An 18,917-nucleotide genomic window follows, 5' to 3' on the forward strand; every position below is an offset into this window, starting at 1 on the left:
TCAATACCAACGTCATTTGACTTAGAACCAAAATAGAACTTAAACAAACAGGCCGATCGCTCCTTCATAGAGTGATCGGCCTGTTTGATGCGTGAATGAACGGGCTGTAAAATGCCCTCTGATTGAATTTTACTTGGGTGAGAATTTACTGATATGCGGCTGATTAACCAAATATGAGCTGCGTTTTGGATATATGCGCTGAAAACTGGAAATATCCGTTACTTTCTCCATATATACGTGTGAAATACATGATATGCGTTTAAACGCTCTTATTCATATAAGTGTCAAAAGCGAAAGCGCGAATGAACCTGCAGATGGCAATTATGATGCGCTTATATCTAATTTTTCCTGGGTGCCAGCCCCAATCTTTTTCTTTAGGTGGTGGCTGATGATGATCCATGACAAAAATCCGACCATAGCATAAAAGCCAGCGAAAGACGTGAATAAGATGCTTAAGGTCATGAGTTTAAAAGGATACACAATGCTGTAGATGATGCCACTCATAATTGTTCCGATTGTAATCGCTAAACCGCTCCATAAAAGCACTTCTCTTAAATAAAGGCTGAGAATGTGGCGGGGTTGCCAACCGATTGATCGGAACTTGATGATCTCTTTTTCCCGTGCCTTTAATAAGGACAATAAACTTTCACTCAAGGTCAATGTTGCTAGGACATAAGCTGCTATGATTAATAGTAGGTGCCAGCGACTTGCTGCCATGTTTACATATTCACCAAGGAGGGTGACACTTGTTTCTGTAACGGTTTCAGTTAACGACACGTAAACAAATGATGCTAACAGACTAACGACAGTGAGCTGAATAAATGGTGAACGAATAAATGATTTAAAATACGTCATATTTTTGATGACGAGAAATCTATGACCACGGCGTCTTTTTTTAATGGTCGTTGCTTTAAAAGGTTTAGCTGCTATAAGTTGGCGTACCTTTCGGCGAATAATGCCGAACATAAATATTAGTCCGAGCAATAACGCGGCAAACTGCCAAAGAAACGGATGTCCAGAAAGACCAGAACCTTGATTGAGTCCAAACAGTAACGGAATCGATAAGACATATGCAACACCGATCACCATTAATAGATCACTCATATAAAACTTTAAAATATGGCGCTTCTGCCAGCCGAGCTGATGCATCATGCGTACATTTTCTGCTTGACTCACTTGCCAGAAGGATAAGCGGGTGAATACATACAACACTGCCACAATCATAAACAAAAAACCCAGAATAATATTAGTAACTTGCCATTCTTCTATTAGTGTTCCTGCTGCTCCGAGTGTTGTCCATGACTGCTCCACGAGTCCCACACCCTCAACGTCAATTTCAACCGTTTGTGGGGAGGCTCCAGCTACAACCGTTGCTTTCAATCCCATTGCTTCGATGTCGCGAGCGACTTTCTCAATGGTGTTTGCTGCTTCCTTTGTGTACCCGTTGATACCAGCCACTTTGACGCGAATCGCATCGATAGGCTTATCGCCTTTAATGATTGCAGCGCTTTCGATGTTCGTAACCCCTCGTGCCGGTGCAGGCACAAAGCTGCCTGGTGTAATTGTCGGAACGAGCTTCTGTTTTTGCTGAGCGTCATCACCAGTGTAAAGAACGGGTGCAAATTGATAAATGCCGAGAGGGCTTGATGAAAGTGTTTCCTCATGTTTGCCTGCATCAACCTCTCCGACTGGATCGATGATATAAGGAACAAGCTCATCCCGATTTTCCTTGGAGTGAGCATCCGTCATTTTTATACCTTTTTTCTCAATAGCTCTGTAGGTCGGAACGCCTTTATCGTCACCTGTAATAGGTATTTTTATAGTGTCGTCTGTGATGTGGTATTGCGGATAATCAGTAAAATAGTGGACATTTAAAAAATTAGAACCGATTAATTGATTATACCCAGCATTAAACATGTCACTCTGTTCGTCAAGCAAGGATTCTATTTGACCTTCTTTTGTAACGAAAGGAGCAGAATCAGTTTGATTAAAGCCTTTTAAGTAAGAGCCGAGATCTAGTTCGTATGCTTGTCTATTATCTTCTTTTAAAGCGATTAACTCATCGACGACTTCGTGATATTCTGGCTCAGACCATCTGAATGTATATCGATCAGGGACAGTCTGGGTAACCTTATCCAAGACGTCAAGCTGTAAATGATCTCTATAGTCTTGTATTTCACTCATACTAATGTTGAGGCGATCTACATGAAGTTTGCTCGTAAGTGGAACGTTACCACCCAAAATTTCAAGAATAGGGATGACGGCAGAATCTGGATAATGATCATTACGCCACACTTTTCCCCAGCCACTCTTGGAACCATTTGGATGAATGCCATCAAATTCAATCCCTGTCAATCGTGCCTCTTGCTCGGGATCAATTCCAGCCAGCAAATTATAGACCGGTGGCATTTTAAATTGAACAACATTATCTTTACATTCATCAAATAAATCCTCATGGTTATATAGTGCTTGGAAAGCCCCATCTTCAAACGGTGAATCAAGCTGTATACAGGCATATTGAGGACCGACATCATACGTATTTAACCCATCACTTGTCTGAAACTGCATAAGATACCTTGATGTCGTATCAGGCGGAAATACGCTCATCGTTGTGAACAGCCCAGTAAAATACCCTAAAGAGGAGACGGGTGCAGCTATGTCTATGTCTGTTCTCGATTTAATCGATTCCCACTGGTCAAGTGATATGCCACCTTTCCCGACACCGAGATAGTTTTCGGGTACAAGGCCAAGCTGTTTTTCCATTGGATGCTCATGGTCTGGTGCGCGAACGAGAATGTCATATGCCCCTCTAGCATAATGGCTTACATCAGATTCGACCTCCGTCTGAACCGTTTCTAAGGAGGCTCCGGCAAAAGGGATGATGACAAAAATAAGAATAAGCGCAAGCAGCATCATAGATCTCGTTAGTTTATCACGTTTCAATTGATTGATGAGAAGTCGTTTCATACACTAATAGCCCCTTGAAAGCTTCCGTCTCTAATGTACATATTGTGGTCTCCCCATTTAGCAACTTCCGGGTCGTGTGTAACTAATATGATTGTAATGCCTTCATTTTTTTGTAGGTCATAAAGGATGTGTAAAATGTTCTCTCTGTTTTCTTCATCAAGATTTCCTGTCGGCTCATCGCAAAGCAGTATGCTCGGTTTTCCTAACAACGCCCTAGCAATCGCAGTCCGTTGCCTTTCACCCCCTGATAATTGTTCAGGTAAGGCATGTTTTCGATGGCTCATGTCCAAGTGCTCCAATAGTTCTTCGGCTCGTTTTTCGAGTTTTTTATGGTGTTCATATGGCCATTGCGGAAGCATCACATTTTCCATAACGGTAAACTGATCGAATAAACGATAGTCTTGAAAAATGTATCCAGTGACTGTGCGTTTATAATGCTGCTTTTCGGTGGAAGTTTTTTTATTGATGTCTGTTCCGTCCACTGTGATCGTTCCACTATGAAGCTGTTCAAGACCAGCGATGACGTTAAGCAACGTCGTTTTTCCTGATCCGGACGGCCCTAAAATATTGACCCACTCTCCAGGCTCGACTTGTAAAGAAACGTCTTTTAATGCTTGAACAGGTTGAACACCCCCGAACATGACTGAAGCATTTTTGATATGTATGGTCATCTATGAAACCCTCCTTTATTGATCGTTGACTGAGGTCATCATGATGTCTTTAATATGTCGCCTTTGTTGATAGCGCTTAGATAAATACAGGTCAAGATCTTACTATGATCGTAACATCAACCGATTAAATTATCAATATATTTTGTTTTTTGTATGTTTTAGTTTTCGGGTGCGTTTTGTATACTTTTCACCAGTACGTACGAGACTTGGGTTGTTGTACAAATGATAACGGCTATTAAACCATAATTAGAGATTTTACTTAAATGGAAAGAGAACATCCCCATGTAAACCTGTTCCATTTACCCATTGTTTGCATAAACTATCGTAAACTGTAACGAGGAAGTTGATGTGAATGAAACCTTTCATGAACACAAATATGCATCCCGATATGTATGAGAACTCGGAGAAGATTACAGCTCCTAATCAAGATTATTATATGAGAAATGCGTTTGATATGTGGAAACGCGATCAACAACAGGCGCGAACACAGCTATTTCAAGCGGTTCATCATTTAAATCAGCAGTTTACAATATTATCTACTCAGCACAAAAAAGAGATAGATGACATTCGGTCACAGCTTGCGACGCTCGATATGGAGGCGGGTGTACAAGAGCAATTCAGGGAAGAGACAGAAAGGTGGTTAGCCATGCTCGATGAAAACCAAGGGAAGCTGGAACAATTGCTTGAGCATGATCGTGCCTTTAAACAGACGATTCAACAGGAGATGTCTGATTTGAATGCATCGCAGCAAACTGTCCTTGAGGAGTTAACCGGTGCACGTACACAGCTGCTGGCGCAAATGGATCGCGTTCTGGAATTGCATGAGCAGGTTACGGAAAGCTTAGCGGCTCATGAAGCAGAACAGACGCATTTGGTCAACCGTATGGCAGATCAAGAAGCGCTACTAGAAAAAGTGACACGCCAGATCAGCCATGTTCGCTCGATTTTGTTTGAGCGGTCTACCTACCTTGCTGACAAGATTGATGATAGCTGGCGGCAAACGTCAGATTATCTGTACCAATGGGTGAAAGGAAAAGATCAACCATTGACATTGCTTAATACGAAAAAGTCAGAACAGACGGAAAGAACGCGTGAAACACAGTGAGCTCACGTGTCATGAGCTCGTGTTGGACCATCGCTTAAATATGTGTGATGTTGAAAAACGAAAGGCACCCCGAACCGCCTAGAAAAATAGGCTGTCAGGGTGCCTTTTTCCGTGCGCGTTAACGATAAATAACCATTGCCTTTACTGCTTGCGTAGTGCCTAAATAACAGAAATGGCGATCGATCCTGACTAATGAGGATGTTTATAATGATATGCAAAATGTAAATGATTGTTTTATAATATACTTACAATTAAAAAAAGTTACGTGTCAAATGCAAAATGGTTTTTTTGATTAAATAAGGGTGTTGATCATGTGACGGGAGTGAGAGAAAGTGTTTAGGGCATAAAGATAATTTGAGGAGGGGTTTTGTGAGGAAGTCTTACGTTTGCTTATTCGTGATCATTGTTTTTCTTCTCATGACAACGACCAGTTGTTCAGAAAGTAAAAGCGAAAACACGTTACCAACGATTTCAATTGCTCAGGATTCCAATTATGAGAAGACGTTCGATGATTTGGGCTTAGGGATTTTATTTGATTTTAATTTTTATTTGCCCCAAGCAGATAAGAGGGTGGTTAAGCTATCGGTAGAAAAATACGAGAATGGAAGAAAAGCTTCAGAGCCAGTTGCTCAATTAGTCTACGGGAACAGTCTGAATGAGGTCGATGAAGGTCGCTTAGGATTTGGCATGCTTAACACGGATTCTGAAGACATGTTATCGGTGCTTTATTCACCTCATGTCTCACAAATAGATGCTATGAATGTTTCATCAGACAGGCCCCGGGCATCGGCCTGGTATTACGCTTTTGGAGAAGAAGAGGAAATCAAACTCACGTTGGGAGAGCCGCAACTGCTTGCAGCCTATCGGGAAACAGAAAAAAGTGTCATTAAAATAGTTGATTTACAAGATGAAGCATCAGTTCAGCAAATGATTAAAGATCATGACCTCGTCTTACTTTTAAAACTAACAGTAAAAGAAGGTGAGATAAGTGTGGATTAAAGGGGGGGTAGGCTATCCAGTTTTTCATTTAAATCTCAATCCTTAGAGGATGAATTATTTGATGACACAATCGCTCCTAGTACCGTCTAGGTGGTTTTAAAGGTGGAGTGGTGGGCAGGTTTCAATCAATCTACCGACCGGGAAAAAGCACCTGAACAACCGAAGATTTGGTTGCCAGATGTCTTTTGCCTAGTGCTTTAATCATGGATCCTGGTTTTCCCGCTCGCTCAGTGTTGGAACAGAGCTCGTGTCCTGATCAACGAATAGGCGTCTGCTTGGAATGGCGATTGAGACGTTTTCGTGTTCAAGAATCTCGAGGATACGAAGGTTCACATTTTCTCGTGTTTTTAAATACGCGCCCCAGTCGGTCGTTTTCGTGAAGAAATATAAAAATATGTCCAGGCCATTCTCTTTATATTGGTCAAAAGAAACGAAAATGGTTTCTTGATGAATGCCGTCATGGTGCTTCAGCATATCTTCAATTTGAGCGACAACGGCTTCTATTTTATGGCGTGGTGTGTCATATGTGAGACGTAAATTGAACGTGATCTGCCTTTTGCCCATTTTACTCCAATTCGTAATCGATTCGTTCGCTAAGGTCGCGTTCGGGACGGTTACGACCGCTTGAGCAAATGTACGGATTTTCGTGCTTCGGAATGTAATATCCTCTACCGTACCTTCCACACTCGGTGTTAAAATCCAGTCATTGATTGTAAATGGCTTTTCGGTAATAATGACGACACCACCGAACAGGTTCGCAAGTGCATCCTTGGCCGCTAGAGAAAAGGCAAGGCCACCAACACCAAGCCCTGCTATGAGACCACTAATTTGATACCCCAACACTTCAAGGATTATTGTTGTACTAATGGCGACGACTAAAAATTGCACGGCTCTTGATAGAAATGGAATTAAAATCTCATCTATTTTAATCGACGTTCTTTCATTAATACGTCTAAACAGCATGGACGATGATGACGCTAAATTGAACAAGCCCCAGCTTATTAAATATATGACGAACGCTCTGTATAGTTTCAGAAATAATTCATTTTGATGATCTAGATACGGATAACTTAATATCGCTGCATACACCCCAATGATAATAAAGAACCATTGAACCGGCTTTTCAAACGCGAGCAGCACGTTCGGAAGAAGCGGGTGCTTCGTTTTACGGCTTATTTTTAATAACAACGCAAAAATATATTTCGTAAATAGCTTACGGAAAAGTAAAAAGACAAGCAGAATCCCGACTGCAATGCCGAGGTGTTTTAAATGCTCTGCGGATATTAGAAATTGTATGGTCTCATTCGCTGTGATAAATCCCCAATTCATATGGCTACTCCAATCGTGTTAATACTTTTAAGAGTATCATATAGCAACACATCACACATGTAAAGGTGCTAAAAGTGCTAAATATGGTGCTGTTAGATACGATGCAAGCTCTATATTTTGTATAAAAGTCTTCATTTGCATCATCCTATTAATAGACGCCATAAAAGACCTGCGATAATATGTTAAAACAAAAATAAACACGCATGAAGCTATCAAGGTTCAACTTATCAGTAAATATCATGTGATTAACATATGATGTAGGTTCATTCATCTATGAAATAGTAGACGCTCATACTGAGTTACCTGAAACGGAAGGCGGCGACTCCAGCGGGAACAGCACGCGTCCGAAGACCCCGCAGAGGTGAGAGGAAGGAAGGTTAAAGACGCGACGTCCTGTCGCAACACCTTCATGACCAACATCCTGTTGGCCCGAGGCTGAGGCCGTGCCCGCGGAAAGCGTCCGCCTTCAGTGAAAGGTAACGGCGTTATAGCTGAATGTATGTTAGAAAATCACTTAGAATAAATAGGCTTAAAGCCAATGCCTAAATATATTATAAGAGGGAGGATATTCATGAATAAACAACAGAAATTTAATAAACAGTTCAAGGAACGAAAGCCGCATGGTGAGCATCGCAACGGGCGAAAAAGCCCATACAAAAACGCTAGTGTTCATGGTGACGGTGCACCTGATGAATATGTAGACAACACTAAACAGGACTAACATAAGGGCTAAGAAGATGGGCTGGAGGTGGTCACATTGACGCATGGTATGTTTCTTGATCGGGACGGGGTTATTAATGAGGTGTTGACAGACCGGGTGAAGTTTGTGAATAAGCCAGGAGATTTATTTTTTCTAGAAGGTGTTGGACCCGCAATTAAGCAGTTTAATGATCTCGGGTTTAAAGTGTTTGTCATTACCAATCAAGGCGGCATCGGTCTCGGTTATATGACATCAGCACAGCTTGAGCACATTCATAAAGCCATGGTTGATCGACTCGCTCAATTCGGCGCACATATTGATGACATCGCTCTTTGTCCCCACAAGCCTCATGCTGGCTGTGCCTGTCGAAAGCCTAAGCCAAAGATGATCGAGGATTTGGCAGAGCGTCATAACGTAGATTTATCAAAAAGCTGGATGGTTGGAGATCGTGATGTCGACATTCAAGCTGGAAAAAAAGCAGGAACAGGGACGATTCTCGTTGGCGATCGTAACGATTCAAAGGACAAAGTTGAAGCAGACTTATCGTTTCCCGACCTCGCTGCCGTTGCCGAATGGTTTGCCGCAGAGCAGCACTCATAGGCTGTAAAACGCCCACTGATTGAGCTTCATTATATTTGGATGAAAAAACGCGCATGAAAGGGGCGTTATGACCCGACACATGCACGTTTTTTCTGAAGCTCTAATGTCGTTTATGTAACCATAAGACCCCTGATTTCGCAACACGTGGCAGCCAGCCAGTAAAAGGCTGCTGAAACATATTGCCGAATCCGTCAGAGCTGCCGAGTGAGCCGAGCGTTCCCTTTAGTTTCGGCGGCTTCGGTACACGTGGCGCTTTGCCATGAAGTACGGCATGAAGAACGTCCGAAATGGCCTCACCCTGGGCACCGGCAAGCTGTCCACTTGGAGAAAACTCTGATGACGCACAGTCGCCAACGACATATACAGACGGATCAGCTGGTACTTGGTAAAATTCATTTAACTTAATTTTTTCCTGCTTGTCCTTGTCATAAGAAAGTGCTCGGACGAGGTGGTGTGGTTGTACGCCGGCTGTCCAAATGGTAACGTCATTGACGTAACAAACCCCGTTATTGCACACACCATCCTTTTCGACATACTCAACGTTGGCGTGGTGTAGGACGTCAACGTCATTTTTTAAAAACCAGTCAGCGACATGCGCTTGGATGCGTGGATCAAACGCTCGTAACACAGAGGCGCCTCTGTCTAGCAATCTAATGTTTAAATCAGAACGGCTTTCGCGAATTTCGGAAGCCACCTCTATACCACTCAGGCCAGCACCGACGACGGTGACTTTACCATAAGCTTTTAAGTTGCCTACAGACATCCCTGTATGACGCGCCTTTGAAAACGATTGAACACTTTCCACATATTCCGGTGCGCCTTCTACCCCATGATAATTGTCCTCACAGCCAAGCCCAATAATTAAATAGTCATAGCTGACGTTCTCGGTTCTATCACTAAACATCAGTTCTCGTGTTTCTGTATCAATTTTTTCGACAGTGGCAAATACGTATTGAACGCGGTCACTGTTAGGGAAATCCATCCGCACATCTCTTTCCGCGGCTGTTCCTGCTGCAATGGTGAAAAACTCAGTTTTGAGCGAGTGGTACGGATTTTTATCGACAACAATGAGCTGTACATCGTCAGGAAGTGTACGGGCAAGCAGTCCATTTAACACTTGTATACCACCATAGCCACCACCCAGTATCACAACATTTCTCATGCTCCCAACCCCTTAATGATAATGTTTACTGTATCAATGATAAAAACATATATTTCCACTTTAAACATTAACAAATCAAAGGCTGAAAAACTAGCAAAATCCATCTCGTCTGGTTATATGTATTATTTGAAATACTCTGTTGTTTGTGGGTGTTTGTGATATACTGTGCGCAAAGACATTGTATAAGGGGGCGGTTTTTGTGAAAGAGGTCAAACAGGCGATTCAAGATGATTATAGCGAAGATTTTGCATGGTGCTACGGGTGTGGTCGGATGAATGAAACGGGTTTACACTTACGCACAGGCTGGGAAGGTGAACAGACAGTAACGATCTATACACCTCGATCAGAGCATATGGCGCTACCGGGATTTGTTTATGGCGGCTTACTCGCATCACTTATCGACTGTCATGGGACAGGCTCCGCGGCATTAGCATTACATCGAAAAAATGGGCATGAGCCAGGTGATGAGGTGGAGCCACCACGATTCGTCACCGCGTCACTTCACGTGGATTATAAGAAGCCAACACCACTCGACGGTCCACTCAAAGCCATTGGCACCGTTGAAGAAATTCATCCGAAAAAATGGCGCGTGCAGACAAGCGTCTATGCCGGCGATGTCTGTTGTGCCACCGGAGAAGTCGTTGCGGTTGTGATGCCAGATACGTTTTTAAAAGCATAATGCTAAGGGGGTGAGTCACATCTGGTGCATTCACCCTTTTTTTATTGGTATGGAAATACGGACCAAGCTTAGCACTTAGCGGTAAATTAAAAATCGCTACATATATATGCTCTGAACGCTCACCGTATAGAGTAAACAGAATGAATACAAAAAGAAGGTGAGCGGATGAGTAAACGATTTAAAATACCTCTAATAAGCGTCATGATCGTATGTGTGATGCTCATGGCAAGCTGTGGAATGAATACAAATGCCATTCATCAAAGTGGAAATAGCGCTCATTCATTGGCAATAAAAGATCACGATCGTGACAAAGGTACACAAGATCAAAGGCTACTTGTAAAACAACTCGCAAACAAAAAAAGACAAGCAAAGATCGATGAACAGAAGGAGGCGCGTCAGGAAGAAAAGTCCCGCGATGTGCGTGGCATTTATTTAAGCCGGTCCTCATTAACGGAAGCAGCATTACAAGAAAAGATCGACCTCATTACATCCACAAAACTGAATGCTGTTGTCATCGATATAAAGGACGACTTCGGAAAGCTCACATATGATTCTCAGCTTCCTGATGTAGATCATATCGGTGCTGATAAAGGCGCAGCCATTCCTCATATGACTGAATGGCTAAAGAAGCTCAAGGCGCATGATATTTACGTCATTGCGCGAATGGTCGTCTTCAAGGATCCGTTCCTTGCAAAGCATAAGACCGACCTTGCCCTCAAAAAACGTGATGGAACCGTTTGGCAGGACGCAAGCGGCGTGCAGTGGCTCGATCCTTTTAAAGAAGAGGTCTGGTCATATGTGGCAGATGTCTCAGAAGAAATTGCTGAGCTCGGCGTTGATGAAATTCAATATGATTATGTCCGTTTCCCTGAAAATGCCAAAAAAGTCGACCAAGAAGTTCAGTACGACAAACAAGGCAAAACGACCAAAGCAGAAGCCATCATGACCTTTTTAAAAGAGATGAATGAGCGGCTTGACCGATATGCAGTTAACGTGTCAGCTGATGTGTTTGGGCTAGTAACTTCAGCCGAGGATGACATGGGGATTGGACAAGTATGGGAACAGGTTTCACCGTATGTCGATTATATTTCGCCAATGACCTATCCATCGCATTACGGACCAGGATCATATGGCGTCGATAACCCCGACACAGAGCCATACGACATTATCAAGCATGCAGTCAAGGATGCGTTAAAGCGCAATGCGACTTTAAAGGAAAACGGTGTGACACCCGCACGCATCCGACCATGGATTCAAGACTTTGACTTGAGAAGCAATTACGGGCCAATCGAAGTGCGTGAACAGATAAAAGCACTTGAAGAGTTAGGCATCCATCAATACCTTGCTTGGAACGCAGGCAGTATCTACAATAATGAAGCCTATCGATGAGCATTGCACACACCCTTATAAACGACGATAAGGGTGTTTTTTTCTACTATAATAAACCTTCATGATATGATACACACGTGAGTGTACTATGTTATGAAAAATAGAAGCTATGGCGTGCGGGTTATTCGGCGCATGGCACGCGGAAGTCAGTAAGAGCGCGCTTGGAATCGGCGAACCCGCGCGCGAAATCGGCGGGCCCGCGCGAATAATCGGCGAACCCGCCCGGAAAATCGTCACACTTGCACCGCACCACCTAAACAAACAGAATAAGATTAAGCCTCGAATCATCTACAGCTACAAAGGGGGACATACAGATGGAGCATCTGACAAACAGAGCATTGTTGAATGTTGTTGGGGAGTTGTTTTCAGATGAATTATCTATTGCGGTCGCGAACAAAGACACATATATCTATTACCGACCGAGTAAGCGGATTGATTTGAAAATAAAACCGGGTGATCCGGTTAAAGAGGGGACAATTGCTCATAAAGCCCTTAACACAGGCCAGCATGTGTCGGAGTTTATCGATCGCAATATTTTTGGCGTACCTTATCACGGTATGGCCGCGCCAATTGAAGGCAATGGCGAGGTGGAGGGGTGTGTGATGGCGATTTCACCAGCTCTAACTGAAGGGAAATCTGTTATTACGGTGAAAACAGCGGATGGCTGGAGACCGCTACCGTTTGATGATGTGAAATATTTAGAGGTCAAAGCACGCAAAACGTACGTGATCGCTGACGGATATACCGGCACACATAAATACCCACTGCAATCCTTTGAATATATGTTACCGCGTGAATTATTTGTCCGCTGTCACCGCTCGTTTATCGTGAATGTGCAACATATTAGAGAAATTTTTCCAGATACGCATTCGACATTCGTTTTGGAAATGGATGATGGTGCACATGTCCCAGTGAGCCAGACGTACGCCAGCTATTTTAGGAAACTACTCGGATTTTAAATGGCGGTATGAGTCGAACCGAACACCTTGAACATCTACAGAAACAACAGGAAAAAGCACCCTTTAAACAAAAAAATGCTGCTTTAAGAGTGTGATTGTGTCATTCATCCCTAAATTATTTGTTCCCGTTCCTTTTTCGCAATTGAAAGACATAATTAGTTAAAATGATTCTAAATAGGATAAAAATATATATAAAGATGAGGGATGGGAATGACACAGAAAGAGGGGCGAATTCAAATAGCTGAACTGCACGAACGTGTTGTTACAGCAGAAGAAGCAGCGTCCTGGATAAAGGATGGGATGACGCTCGGCCTGAGCGGATTCACCCGAGCTGGGGATGTGAAAGCTGTTCCGACTGCACTTGTGGAACGGGCTAAAATGGAGTCATTAAAAGTAAACGTATTCACAGGTGCATCGCTCGGGTCTGATGTTGATCAATTATTTGCTGAACATGGCATGCTGAATAAGCGGTTGCCATTTCAAGCAGATCCAACCATGCGCAAAAAAATAAACCAAGGTGAGCATCTGTTTGTCGATCAGCACCTGTCACATACGGCAGAGTTGATCAGAGCAGATGTGATGCCAACGATTGATTTCGCTATTTTGGAAGCGGTTTCTGTCACTGAGGATGGGTACCTCATACCAACGACTTCTATAGGGAATTCACTCGTATTTGCTGAGCATGCTGAGAATATCATTATTGAAATTAATTTGGCCCAGCCGGAAACGCTCGTTGGTGTTCATGATTTATATAGTCCAGCACAACAGGGGGAGCGTAAACCGATCCCACTTGAAAAGGCAGATGACCGTATTGGTACGACAGGCATTAAGATTAATCCTAACCGGGTTAAAGGCATCGTGTTTACGAATCAAATGGACTCACCATCGACCATTGTGCCGCCAGACGCGGAAACCAAACAGATGGCTGATCACCTTTTGACATTCCTTCGCAGTGAGATCAAGGCTGGCAGACTGACCGAAACGTTAGCACCTTTACAGTCTGGCATCGGCTCTGTTGCGAACGCAGTCCTCCATGGCATGTTGGACTCGGAATTTGAAAATTTGGAGGTCTACTCTGAAGTGCTGCAGGATGCGGTGTTTGATTTGATCGATGCTGGAAAGGTGTCATTCGCATCATGCTGTTCCATGACGATCTCCCAGGAGAAGATGGATCACGTCTTCCCGAACTTTGAAAACTATCGGGATAAAATAATGATGCGACCACAGGAAATTTCCAATCATCCGGAAATTATTCGCAGACTCGGTCTCATTTCAATAAATACTGCGCTTGAGTTCGACATTTACGGAAATGTGAACTCAACACACGTGACAGGCACAAAAATGATGAATGGCATCGGTGGCTCAGGAGACTTTGCCCGCAACGCACGTCTTGCTATTTTTGTAACGAAATCGATCGCTAAAGACGGAGACATATCGAGCATCGTTCCGTTTGCATCTCACATCGACCATACAGAGCATGATGTTGATGTCGTTGTGACAGAACAAGGATACGCTGATTTACGTGGTCTCGCACCACGCGAGCGTGTTCCGCTTATCATCGAAAATTGTGCCCACCCGATGTACCGCCAGCAGCTATGGGACTATTACGAAGAAGCCCTAGAGCGCGGCGGTCAAACACCACATGTCCTAGAAAAAGCGCTGTCCTGGCATACACAATTCAAAACGCACGGCACAATGCGAGAATTGGAAAAAGCACGCGTATAACTAAGTTTTAAGAAAGCCCCCCTGCTTGAGCTTGATATGAGCCGCGGGGCTTATTTTATTTTTGGGGCGAGTGCGTGTTGGTCTGGAATCGGCGAGAATGCGCTCAAAATCGGCGAACGCACGGTAAGAATCGGCGAGAATGTGCTCAAAATCGGCGAATGCACGGTAAGAATCGGCGAGAATGTGCTCAAAATCGGCGAATGCACGGTAAGAATCGGCGAGTATGTGTTCAAAATCGGCGAACGCACGCTATGAATCGGCAAGAATGCACTCAAAATCGGCGCTCGTCCGCAATAAAACGTCAAGCCCACGCACGAAATCCGCGCTCCTCTCAATCCTCAATAATGTCATCCAAAACTCACGTGATTAAAAGATGACAGACCGCTATGAAATCAGTAAAATAAGCGGGAGGGGGGAAGCGATTCAATGAAACAGATCAAAACAGCTTGTCGAACGATCTCACAGCATCCTATTTTTATGAATGTGATCATCGGTTTAATTCTCGTTAATGCAGTCCTCGTTGGCTTGGAAACGTATGAAGCCATCGCGAGTCGATATGCGACGTTGATATATATATTAGATCAGATTCTGCTGTGGGTATTTACGATCGAAATTATCATTAGACTGATCGGCAGTACGTCATTAAAAGCGTTTTTTACTGATCCGTGGAGTCTATTTGACTTTATAATTGTTGCGAGTGGTCATATTCTTGTCGGTGCCTACTATGTAACTGTTCTACGAATATTGCGCGTGCTTCGTGTGCTCCGGGCGATTTCGATTGTGCCGTCACTACGGCGCATGGTTAATGCGCTACTGTTAACAATCCCGTCGATGGGCACAATTTTGCTGTTGCTCAGTTTGTTTTTTTACATATACGGTGTGATTGGTACGACGTTATTTAAAGACGTGGCACCTGAGTATTTCGGCAGTTTACATGCGTCGTTGTTGACCTTATTTCAGGTTGTGACGTTAGAGTCGTGGGCGAGCGGGGTCATGCGTCCGATCTTGGCAGAGGACCCTTCATCATGGTGGTTTTTCGTCACCTTTATCCTCGTTGGGACGTTTGTCATTTTTAACTTGTTCGTCGGTGTTGTCGTCAACAATGTCGAAGAGGCAAACGCTGAGGAGCGTCCATCACCAACTGAGGTTAAGCTCGCCGAGGTCCAAAAAGAACTTGAGGATATTAAAGAACTTTTGAAAAAGAATTCAAGCAATGACGTGGGTAAATCATAGCGCACATGAACAAACCGGGAGAAAAGATTTCTCCCGGTTTTGTTTACCTTCACCCTACCTGCTTCATCGTCTCACGGTCGTGTTTTCGGTTTAATCTATAATGAATGACCACAAATGATAGGGTCAATACGATGAGGTAAAAGCCTAGAAAGGATGCGCCTAAACGGAGTAGCATCGTTTGATTGAGCGTATACAACACGCTAAACGTTAGGCCGCTCAAAATGGTTCCGAGGGCAATTGCGATGCCGCTCCAAACTGCGACTTCACCCATATATAACGTTTTTATATGGCGTTGCTTCCAGCCAATACGATTGAATAGCACAATTTCCTTTTGCCGCACGTGTAACAATGATGTGAGGCTCTCGATTAATGTAAACACTGTGAGTAAAAAGGCAGCCGCCATTAAGATGACGTGCCATTCACTCGTTTGCACGTTAATGTACTCACCGAGCAAGGTTAGATTTGTCTTTTCGACTGTTTCTGTAAGCGATAAATAGACGAAAGACGCCAACATACTGACCGATATGAACTGGAAAAACGGTGCTTTAATGAATGATGAAAAGTGTTTAATGTTTTTAACAATAAGCGATTGCCCTTTTATCCGCTCTTTTGATCTTTTGTCTGTTGATATGCTCGTTTGTTTCATGACAGTATGAATCTTTCGTGTCGTAAGCAAAAGCATGAATAGAATGATAAGAGATGCATCGACAGTCAACCACATATAGATGCTGTTCGGAAATAACAGCCATTGATTAAGAGCGTATAGGACGGGCAAAGAAAACACTGCTGAAAATCCAAGTAAATAGATCATTTCTTTCCTGAAGAACTGCAACACTTGGCCTGTTTGCCAACCGAGCTTGTTGAATAATAAGATATCCTGTTTTTTATTAATGTGCCAAAAAAACTGCCGGTTCGTCACGTACGTTACGGCGACGACAATAAAGAGGACGCCTAAAACGAGATTCGTCACGCTCCATTCACTAACAATGGTTCCTGCTGCACCCAAGGTCGTCCATGATTCTTCCACTAAGCCGACGTCCTCCACTTCAAACTGAATCTTCTGTGGAGAGGCACCTGCAATCATCGTCACCTCATATCCCATTGCTTCAATATCTTTAGCAATTTTTTCTATCTTGGTAACAGCTTCATCTGTATAACCCTCAATGCCAGCAACTTTAACCCGGATGGCGTCAATGGGGCGTTCACCTTTAACATGTGCTGCAGCTTCTATATTCGTTATCCCTTTTGCTGGAATGGGCAAAAAGCTTCCAGGTGTAGCAGTCGGTTGAAGCGGTGTTTTCTCCCCTGTTTCGTTATGAATGTGGTATGCGGGTTGGAATTGGTAAATGCCTAATGGGCTCGATGCCAGCTGCTCGTTTTGCTTTGGGATTTTTACCGTGCCGATTGGATCAGGAATAAAAGAAACATCCTTTTTCGTTTCATCATCTAATGATGCATCACCAATGCTATGGACGCCTTTTTGCTCCAACGTTCTGTAAACGGGAATATTGTTAAAGTCAGATACTTTATTGACCGTTATTGTATCACCGTTCATCTCATATGACGGATATCCAGCTAAATAATATTGCGCACTATGGTTAAGGTCAACAACGCCAAAAAATTCGCCGTCAGCAACTAAGTCTTCCATATGTCCACTTTCATTCATGAGTATGGGCTCTTGGAAAAAAACATTTAATCTTGATGCGATATCTGCTTGGAATTCATCTGTTGCTAAGGCGTCCATCGTTAAAAGGTCTTTCGTTAAAGCTTTGTATTTAGGTGTGTGGAATTGGGTTAAAAACAATGAGTCGGGCTCATTTTCTAAGTCTAACTGTTTGCTGTATGCTGCCATCTTTTCAGCGTCAACGTCTAAGCGGTCTAATTTAATTTGTGCTGCTAAATTAATCGCAGTATCATGCTCCAATTCTAATACGGGCATGATATGAGCGTCAGGTAAACCACTATCAATCGCTGCTGTTTTGCCCCAGCCCATCCGATTCATTTCGAAAGGGATGCCGGTTAACTTTTCTTCTTCCTCCGGGTCAATCCCTACGAGTAAATGGTATGACGCCGGTATGTAAAATGAAGCTGCTTGGTCACACATGTTTAATAAGTCAATATCAGAAATGATTGGTTGGAAATTAAAACGCTCTGAGGTAGAAGGCTCCAACAAAATACATTCCTGTTTATCTCCCATAGGATAGTCATTAATCCCGTCCGATGTTGAGAATTGCACCGAATATCGCGTTGATGAAGCTGGTGGTTTTAAGGTCATATTTGAACGAATACCTGTAAAATAACCAAGTGAAGATACAGGGGCGGCAATGTCGATATCGGGATTTTGTTTTAAAGTCTCCCAATCCTCTAGTGCGATGCCGCCATGACCAAATCCGATATAATTATCGGGAACAATGCCCAGCTCCTCTTCAAGTGGATGTTTGTTTTCGGGTGATCGGACTAAGAGATCATAGGTTCCGCGAGCGTAATACGATATGTCAGATTCGATTTTCTGATGTATATTGTTAAGCGAAACAATTGTTAATGGGAGAACGACTATGATTAATAGGAGTGCAAACATAAATGCTAAGTTGGCCACCATTTGCCGTTTCATATATTGCCAGATAAGTCCGCGCATACAGAACAATCCCCCCTTTAAATGTGTATGCTTTCCTCAATTTTTCCATCACGAATGTGGATATGGCGGTCGCCCCATTTAGCGATTTCTAAGTCATGGGTGACGAACAAAATGGTCATCCCTTTTTGATGAAGATCTTTCAATGTATGTAAAATCGTATCTCGATTGTTCACATCTAGATTGCCTGTCGGTTCATCACACAATAATGCATCAGGCTGGTTCAATAATGCTCGTGCGATTGCGACCCGCTGTTTTTCACCGCCAGATAATTTGCTGGGCAGTGCGTGAAGGCGATGATCCATATTTAATTCAGCTAGGCATTGTTGAGCGGTCTCTTTTAACGTTTTTTTGTTCATATAAGGCCATAACGGTACCATAACATTTTCTAAGGCGGTAAATTGTTCAAACAGCTGGTAATCCTGATAGATATATCCAACCTTATTTCTTCTATATAATTGCAACTCTTCCTTGGTGAAATCAGATAATCGTTGGTCATCTATAGACAAATCACCATTTGTTAGAGTCTGCAGACCTCCAATGACGTTGAGCAATGTCGTCTTTCCAGAGCCAGAGGGACCTACAATCGTTATCCACTCTCCTTGTTTAATGGTTAGTTGAATATCTTCAAGTGCTTTGACGATTGGGTCCCCTTGAAACTGAACAGATGCATGTGATAGTTCTATTTCCAATATTGCCACCCCTTTACATAATCGCTTTACAGATTAGTTATTATATAGCGCGTACATTAGTTATTTTTTATTTTA

At 43.1% G+C, this 18,917-nt stretch carries 15 protein-coding genes; 9 read left to right on the top strand and 6 right to left on the bottom strand.

Going from position 1 to position 18,917, the window contains the following annotated elements:
* Nucleotides 1-321: 321 nt before the first annotated feature.
* Nucleotides 322-2,967 carry an FtsX-like permease family protein gene (locus tag HPC67_RS04440; protein ID WP_217586264.1) on the bottom strand — a complete coding sequence of 882 codons (2,646 nt, stop codon included), beginning with the start codon at nucleotides 2,965-2,967 and terminating at the stop codon, nucleotides 322-324.
* On the bottom strand, nucleotides 2,964-3,638 hold the full coding sequence (locus HPC67_RS04445; protein ID WP_217586265.1) for an ABC transporter ATP-binding protein: 675 nt from the start codon (nucleotides 3,636-3,638) through the stop codon (nucleotides 2,964-2,966). Before HPC67_RS04445 ends, HPC67_RS04440 begins: the two co-directional genes overlap by 4 nt.
* A gap of 352 nt (nucleotides 3,639-3,990) precedes the next feature.
* On the opposite strand from HPC67_RS04445, the gene HPC67_RS04450 reads away from it, so the two are divergent.
* Complete coding sequence (locus HPC67_RS04450; protein ID WP_217586266.1) at nucleotides 3,991-4,743, top strand: coiled-coil domain-containing protein; 753 nt, start codon at nucleotides 3,991-3,993, stop codon at nucleotides 4,741-4,743.
* A 369-nt stretch (nucleotides 4,744-5,112) separates the two neighbouring features.
* Nucleotides 5,113-5,742: a hypothetical protein gene (locus HPC67_RS04455; RefSeq protein ID WP_217586267.1), complete on the top strand. Its 630-nt coding sequence runs from the start codon at nucleotides 5,113-5,115 to the stop codon at nucleotides 5,740-5,742.
* Between the two features lie 201 nt (nucleotides 5,743-5,943).
* Here the strand turns inward: HPC67_RS04455 and HPC67_RS04460 are convergent, their stop codons facing one another.
* Nucleotides 5,944-7,071 carry a mechanosensitive ion channel family protein gene (locus HPC67_RS04460; protein ID WP_217586268.1) on the bottom strand — a complete coding sequence of 376 codons (1,128 nt, stop codon included), beginning with the start codon at nucleotides 7,069-7,071 and terminating at the stop codon, nucleotides 5,944-5,946.
* Between the two features lie 571 nt (nucleotides 7,072-7,642).
* Here HPC67_RS04460 and HPC67_RS04465 point away from each other — a divergent pair.
* On the top strand, nucleotides 7,643-7,792 hold the full coding sequence (locus HPC67_RS04465; protein ID WP_217586269.1) for a hypothetical protein: 150 nt from the start codon (nucleotides 7,643-7,645) through the stop codon (nucleotides 7,790-7,792).
* A gap of 36 nt (nucleotides 7,793-7,828) precedes the next feature.
* On the top strand, nucleotides 7,829-8,371 hold the full coding sequence (locus HPC67_RS04470; RefSeq protein ID WP_217586270.1) for a D-glycero-alpha-D-manno-heptose-1,7-bisphosphate 7-phosphatase: 543 nt from the start codon (nucleotides 7,829-7,831) through the stop codon (nucleotides 8,369-8,371).
* Between the two features lie 100 nt (nucleotides 8,372-8,471).
* Here the strand turns inward: HPC67_RS04470 and HPC67_RS04475 are convergent, their stop codons facing one another.
* Nucleotides 8,472-9,533, bottom strand: a complete 1,062-nt coding sequence (locus tag HPC67_RS04475; protein ID WP_217586271.1) for an NAD(P)/FAD-dependent oxidoreductase — start codon at nucleotides 9,531-9,533, stop codon at nucleotides 8,472-8,474.
* A gap of 199 nt (nucleotides 9,534-9,732) precedes the next feature.
* On the opposite strand from HPC67_RS04475, the gene HPC67_RS04480 reads away from it, so the two are divergent.
* From HPC67_RS04480 to HPC67_RS04500, 5 genes are all read left to right on the top strand, one after another.
* Nucleotides 9,733-10,212, top strand: a complete 480-nt coding sequence (locus HPC67_RS04480; protein ID WP_343327806.1) for a PaaI family thioesterase — start codon at nucleotides 9,733-9,735, stop codon at nucleotides 10,210-10,212.
* A gap of 165 nt (nucleotides 10,213-10,377) precedes the next feature.
* Complete coding sequence (locus tag HPC67_RS04485; RefSeq protein WP_217586272.1) at nucleotides 10,378-11,601, top strand: putative glycoside hydrolase; 1,224 nt, start codon at nucleotides 10,378-10,380, stop codon at nucleotides 11,599-11,601.
* A 314-nt stretch (nucleotides 11,602-11,915) separates the two neighbouring features.
* On the top strand, nucleotides 11,916-12,560 hold the full coding sequence (locus HPC67_RS04490) for a LytTR family DNA-binding domain-containing protein (RefSeq protein ID WP_217586273.1): 645 nt from the start codon (nucleotides 11,916-11,918) through the stop codon (nucleotides 12,558-12,560).
* Between the two features lie 210 nt (nucleotides 12,561-12,770).
* Nucleotides 12,771-14,285: a succinyl-CoA:acetate CoA-transferase ScpC gene (scpC, locus tag HPC67_RS04495; protein WP_217586274.1), complete on the top strand. Its 1,515-nt coding sequence runs from the start codon at nucleotides 12,771-12,773 to the stop codon at nucleotides 14,283-14,285.
* 426 nt (nucleotides 14,286-14,711) lie between these two features.
* Complete coding sequence (locus tag HPC67_RS04500; protein WP_217586275.1) at nucleotides 14,712-15,518, top strand: ion transporter; 807 nt, start codon at nucleotides 14,712-14,714, stop codon at nucleotides 15,516-15,518.
* A 49-nt stretch (nucleotides 15,519-15,567) separates the two neighbouring features.
* Here the strand turns inward: HPC67_RS04500 and HPC67_RS04505 are convergent, their stop codons facing one another.
* Both HPC67_RS04505 and HPC67_RS04510 read right to left on the bottom strand, forming a co-directional pair.
* A complete protein-coding gene (locus HPC67_RS04505) occupies nucleotides 15,568-18,153 on the bottom strand; it encodes an ABC transporter permease (protein WP_217586276.1) in 2,586 nt (861 codons plus the stop codon).
* 17 nt (nucleotides 18,154-18,170) lie between these two features.
* On the bottom strand, nucleotides 18,171-18,842 hold the full coding sequence (locus HPC67_RS04510; RefSeq protein WP_217586277.1) for an ABC transporter ATP-binding protein: 672 nt from the start codon (nucleotides 18,840-18,842) through the stop codon (nucleotides 18,171-18,173).
* Nucleotides 18,843-18,917 lie beyond the last annotated feature (75 nt).

This window comes from Lentibacillus saliphilus (assembly GCF_019093865.1).
GTDB classification, from domain to species: Bacteria; Bacillota; Bacilli; order Bacillales; family Amphibacillaceae; genus Lentibacillus_B; species Lentibacillus_B saliphilus.

Bases quoted from the DNA above. Each gene is read 5' to 3' on its own strand.
- HPC67_RS04440 (WP_217586264.1), bottom strand. From the start codon at position 2,967: ATGAAACGACTTCTCATCAATCAATTGAAACGTGATAAACTAACGAGA.
- HPC67_RS04445 (WP_217586265.1), bottom strand. From the start codon at position 3,638: ATGACCATACATATCAAAAATGCTTCAGTCATGTTCGGGGGTGTTCAA.
- HPC67_RS04450 (WP_217586266.1), top strand. From the start codon at position 3,991: ATGAAACCTTTCATGAACACAAATATGCATCCCGATATGTATGAGAAC.
- HPC67_RS04460 (WP_217586268.1), bottom strand. From the start codon at position 7,071: ATGAATTGGGGATTTATCACAGCGAATGAGACCATACAATTTCTAATA.
- HPC67_RS04465 (WP_217586269.1), top strand. From the start codon at position 7,643: ATGAATAAACAACAGAAATTTAATAAACAGTTCAAGGAACGAAAGCCG.
- HPC67_RS04475 (WP_217586271.1), bottom strand. From the start codon at position 9,533: ATGAGAAATGTTGTGATACTGGGTGGTGGCTATGGTGGTATACAAGTG.
- HPC67_RS04485 (WP_217586272.1), top strand. From the start codon at position 10,378: ATGAGTAAACGATTTAAAATACCTCTAATAAGCGTCATGATCGTATGT.
- HPC67_RS04490 (WP_217586273.1), top strand. From the start codon at position 11,916: ATGGAGCATCTGACAAACAGAGCATTGTTGAATGTTGTTGGGGAGTTG.
- scpC (WP_217586274.1), top strand. From the start codon at position 12,771: ATGACACAGAAAGAGGGGCGAATTCAAATAGCTGAACTGCACGAACGT.
- HPC67_RS04500 (WP_217586275.1), top strand. From the start codon at position 14,712: ATGAAACAGATCAAAACAGCTTGTCGAACGATCTCACAGCATCCTATT.
- HPC67_RS04505 (WP_217586276.1), bottom strand. From the start codon at position 18,153: ATGCGCGGACTTATCTGGCAATATATGAAACGGCAAATGGTGGCCAAC.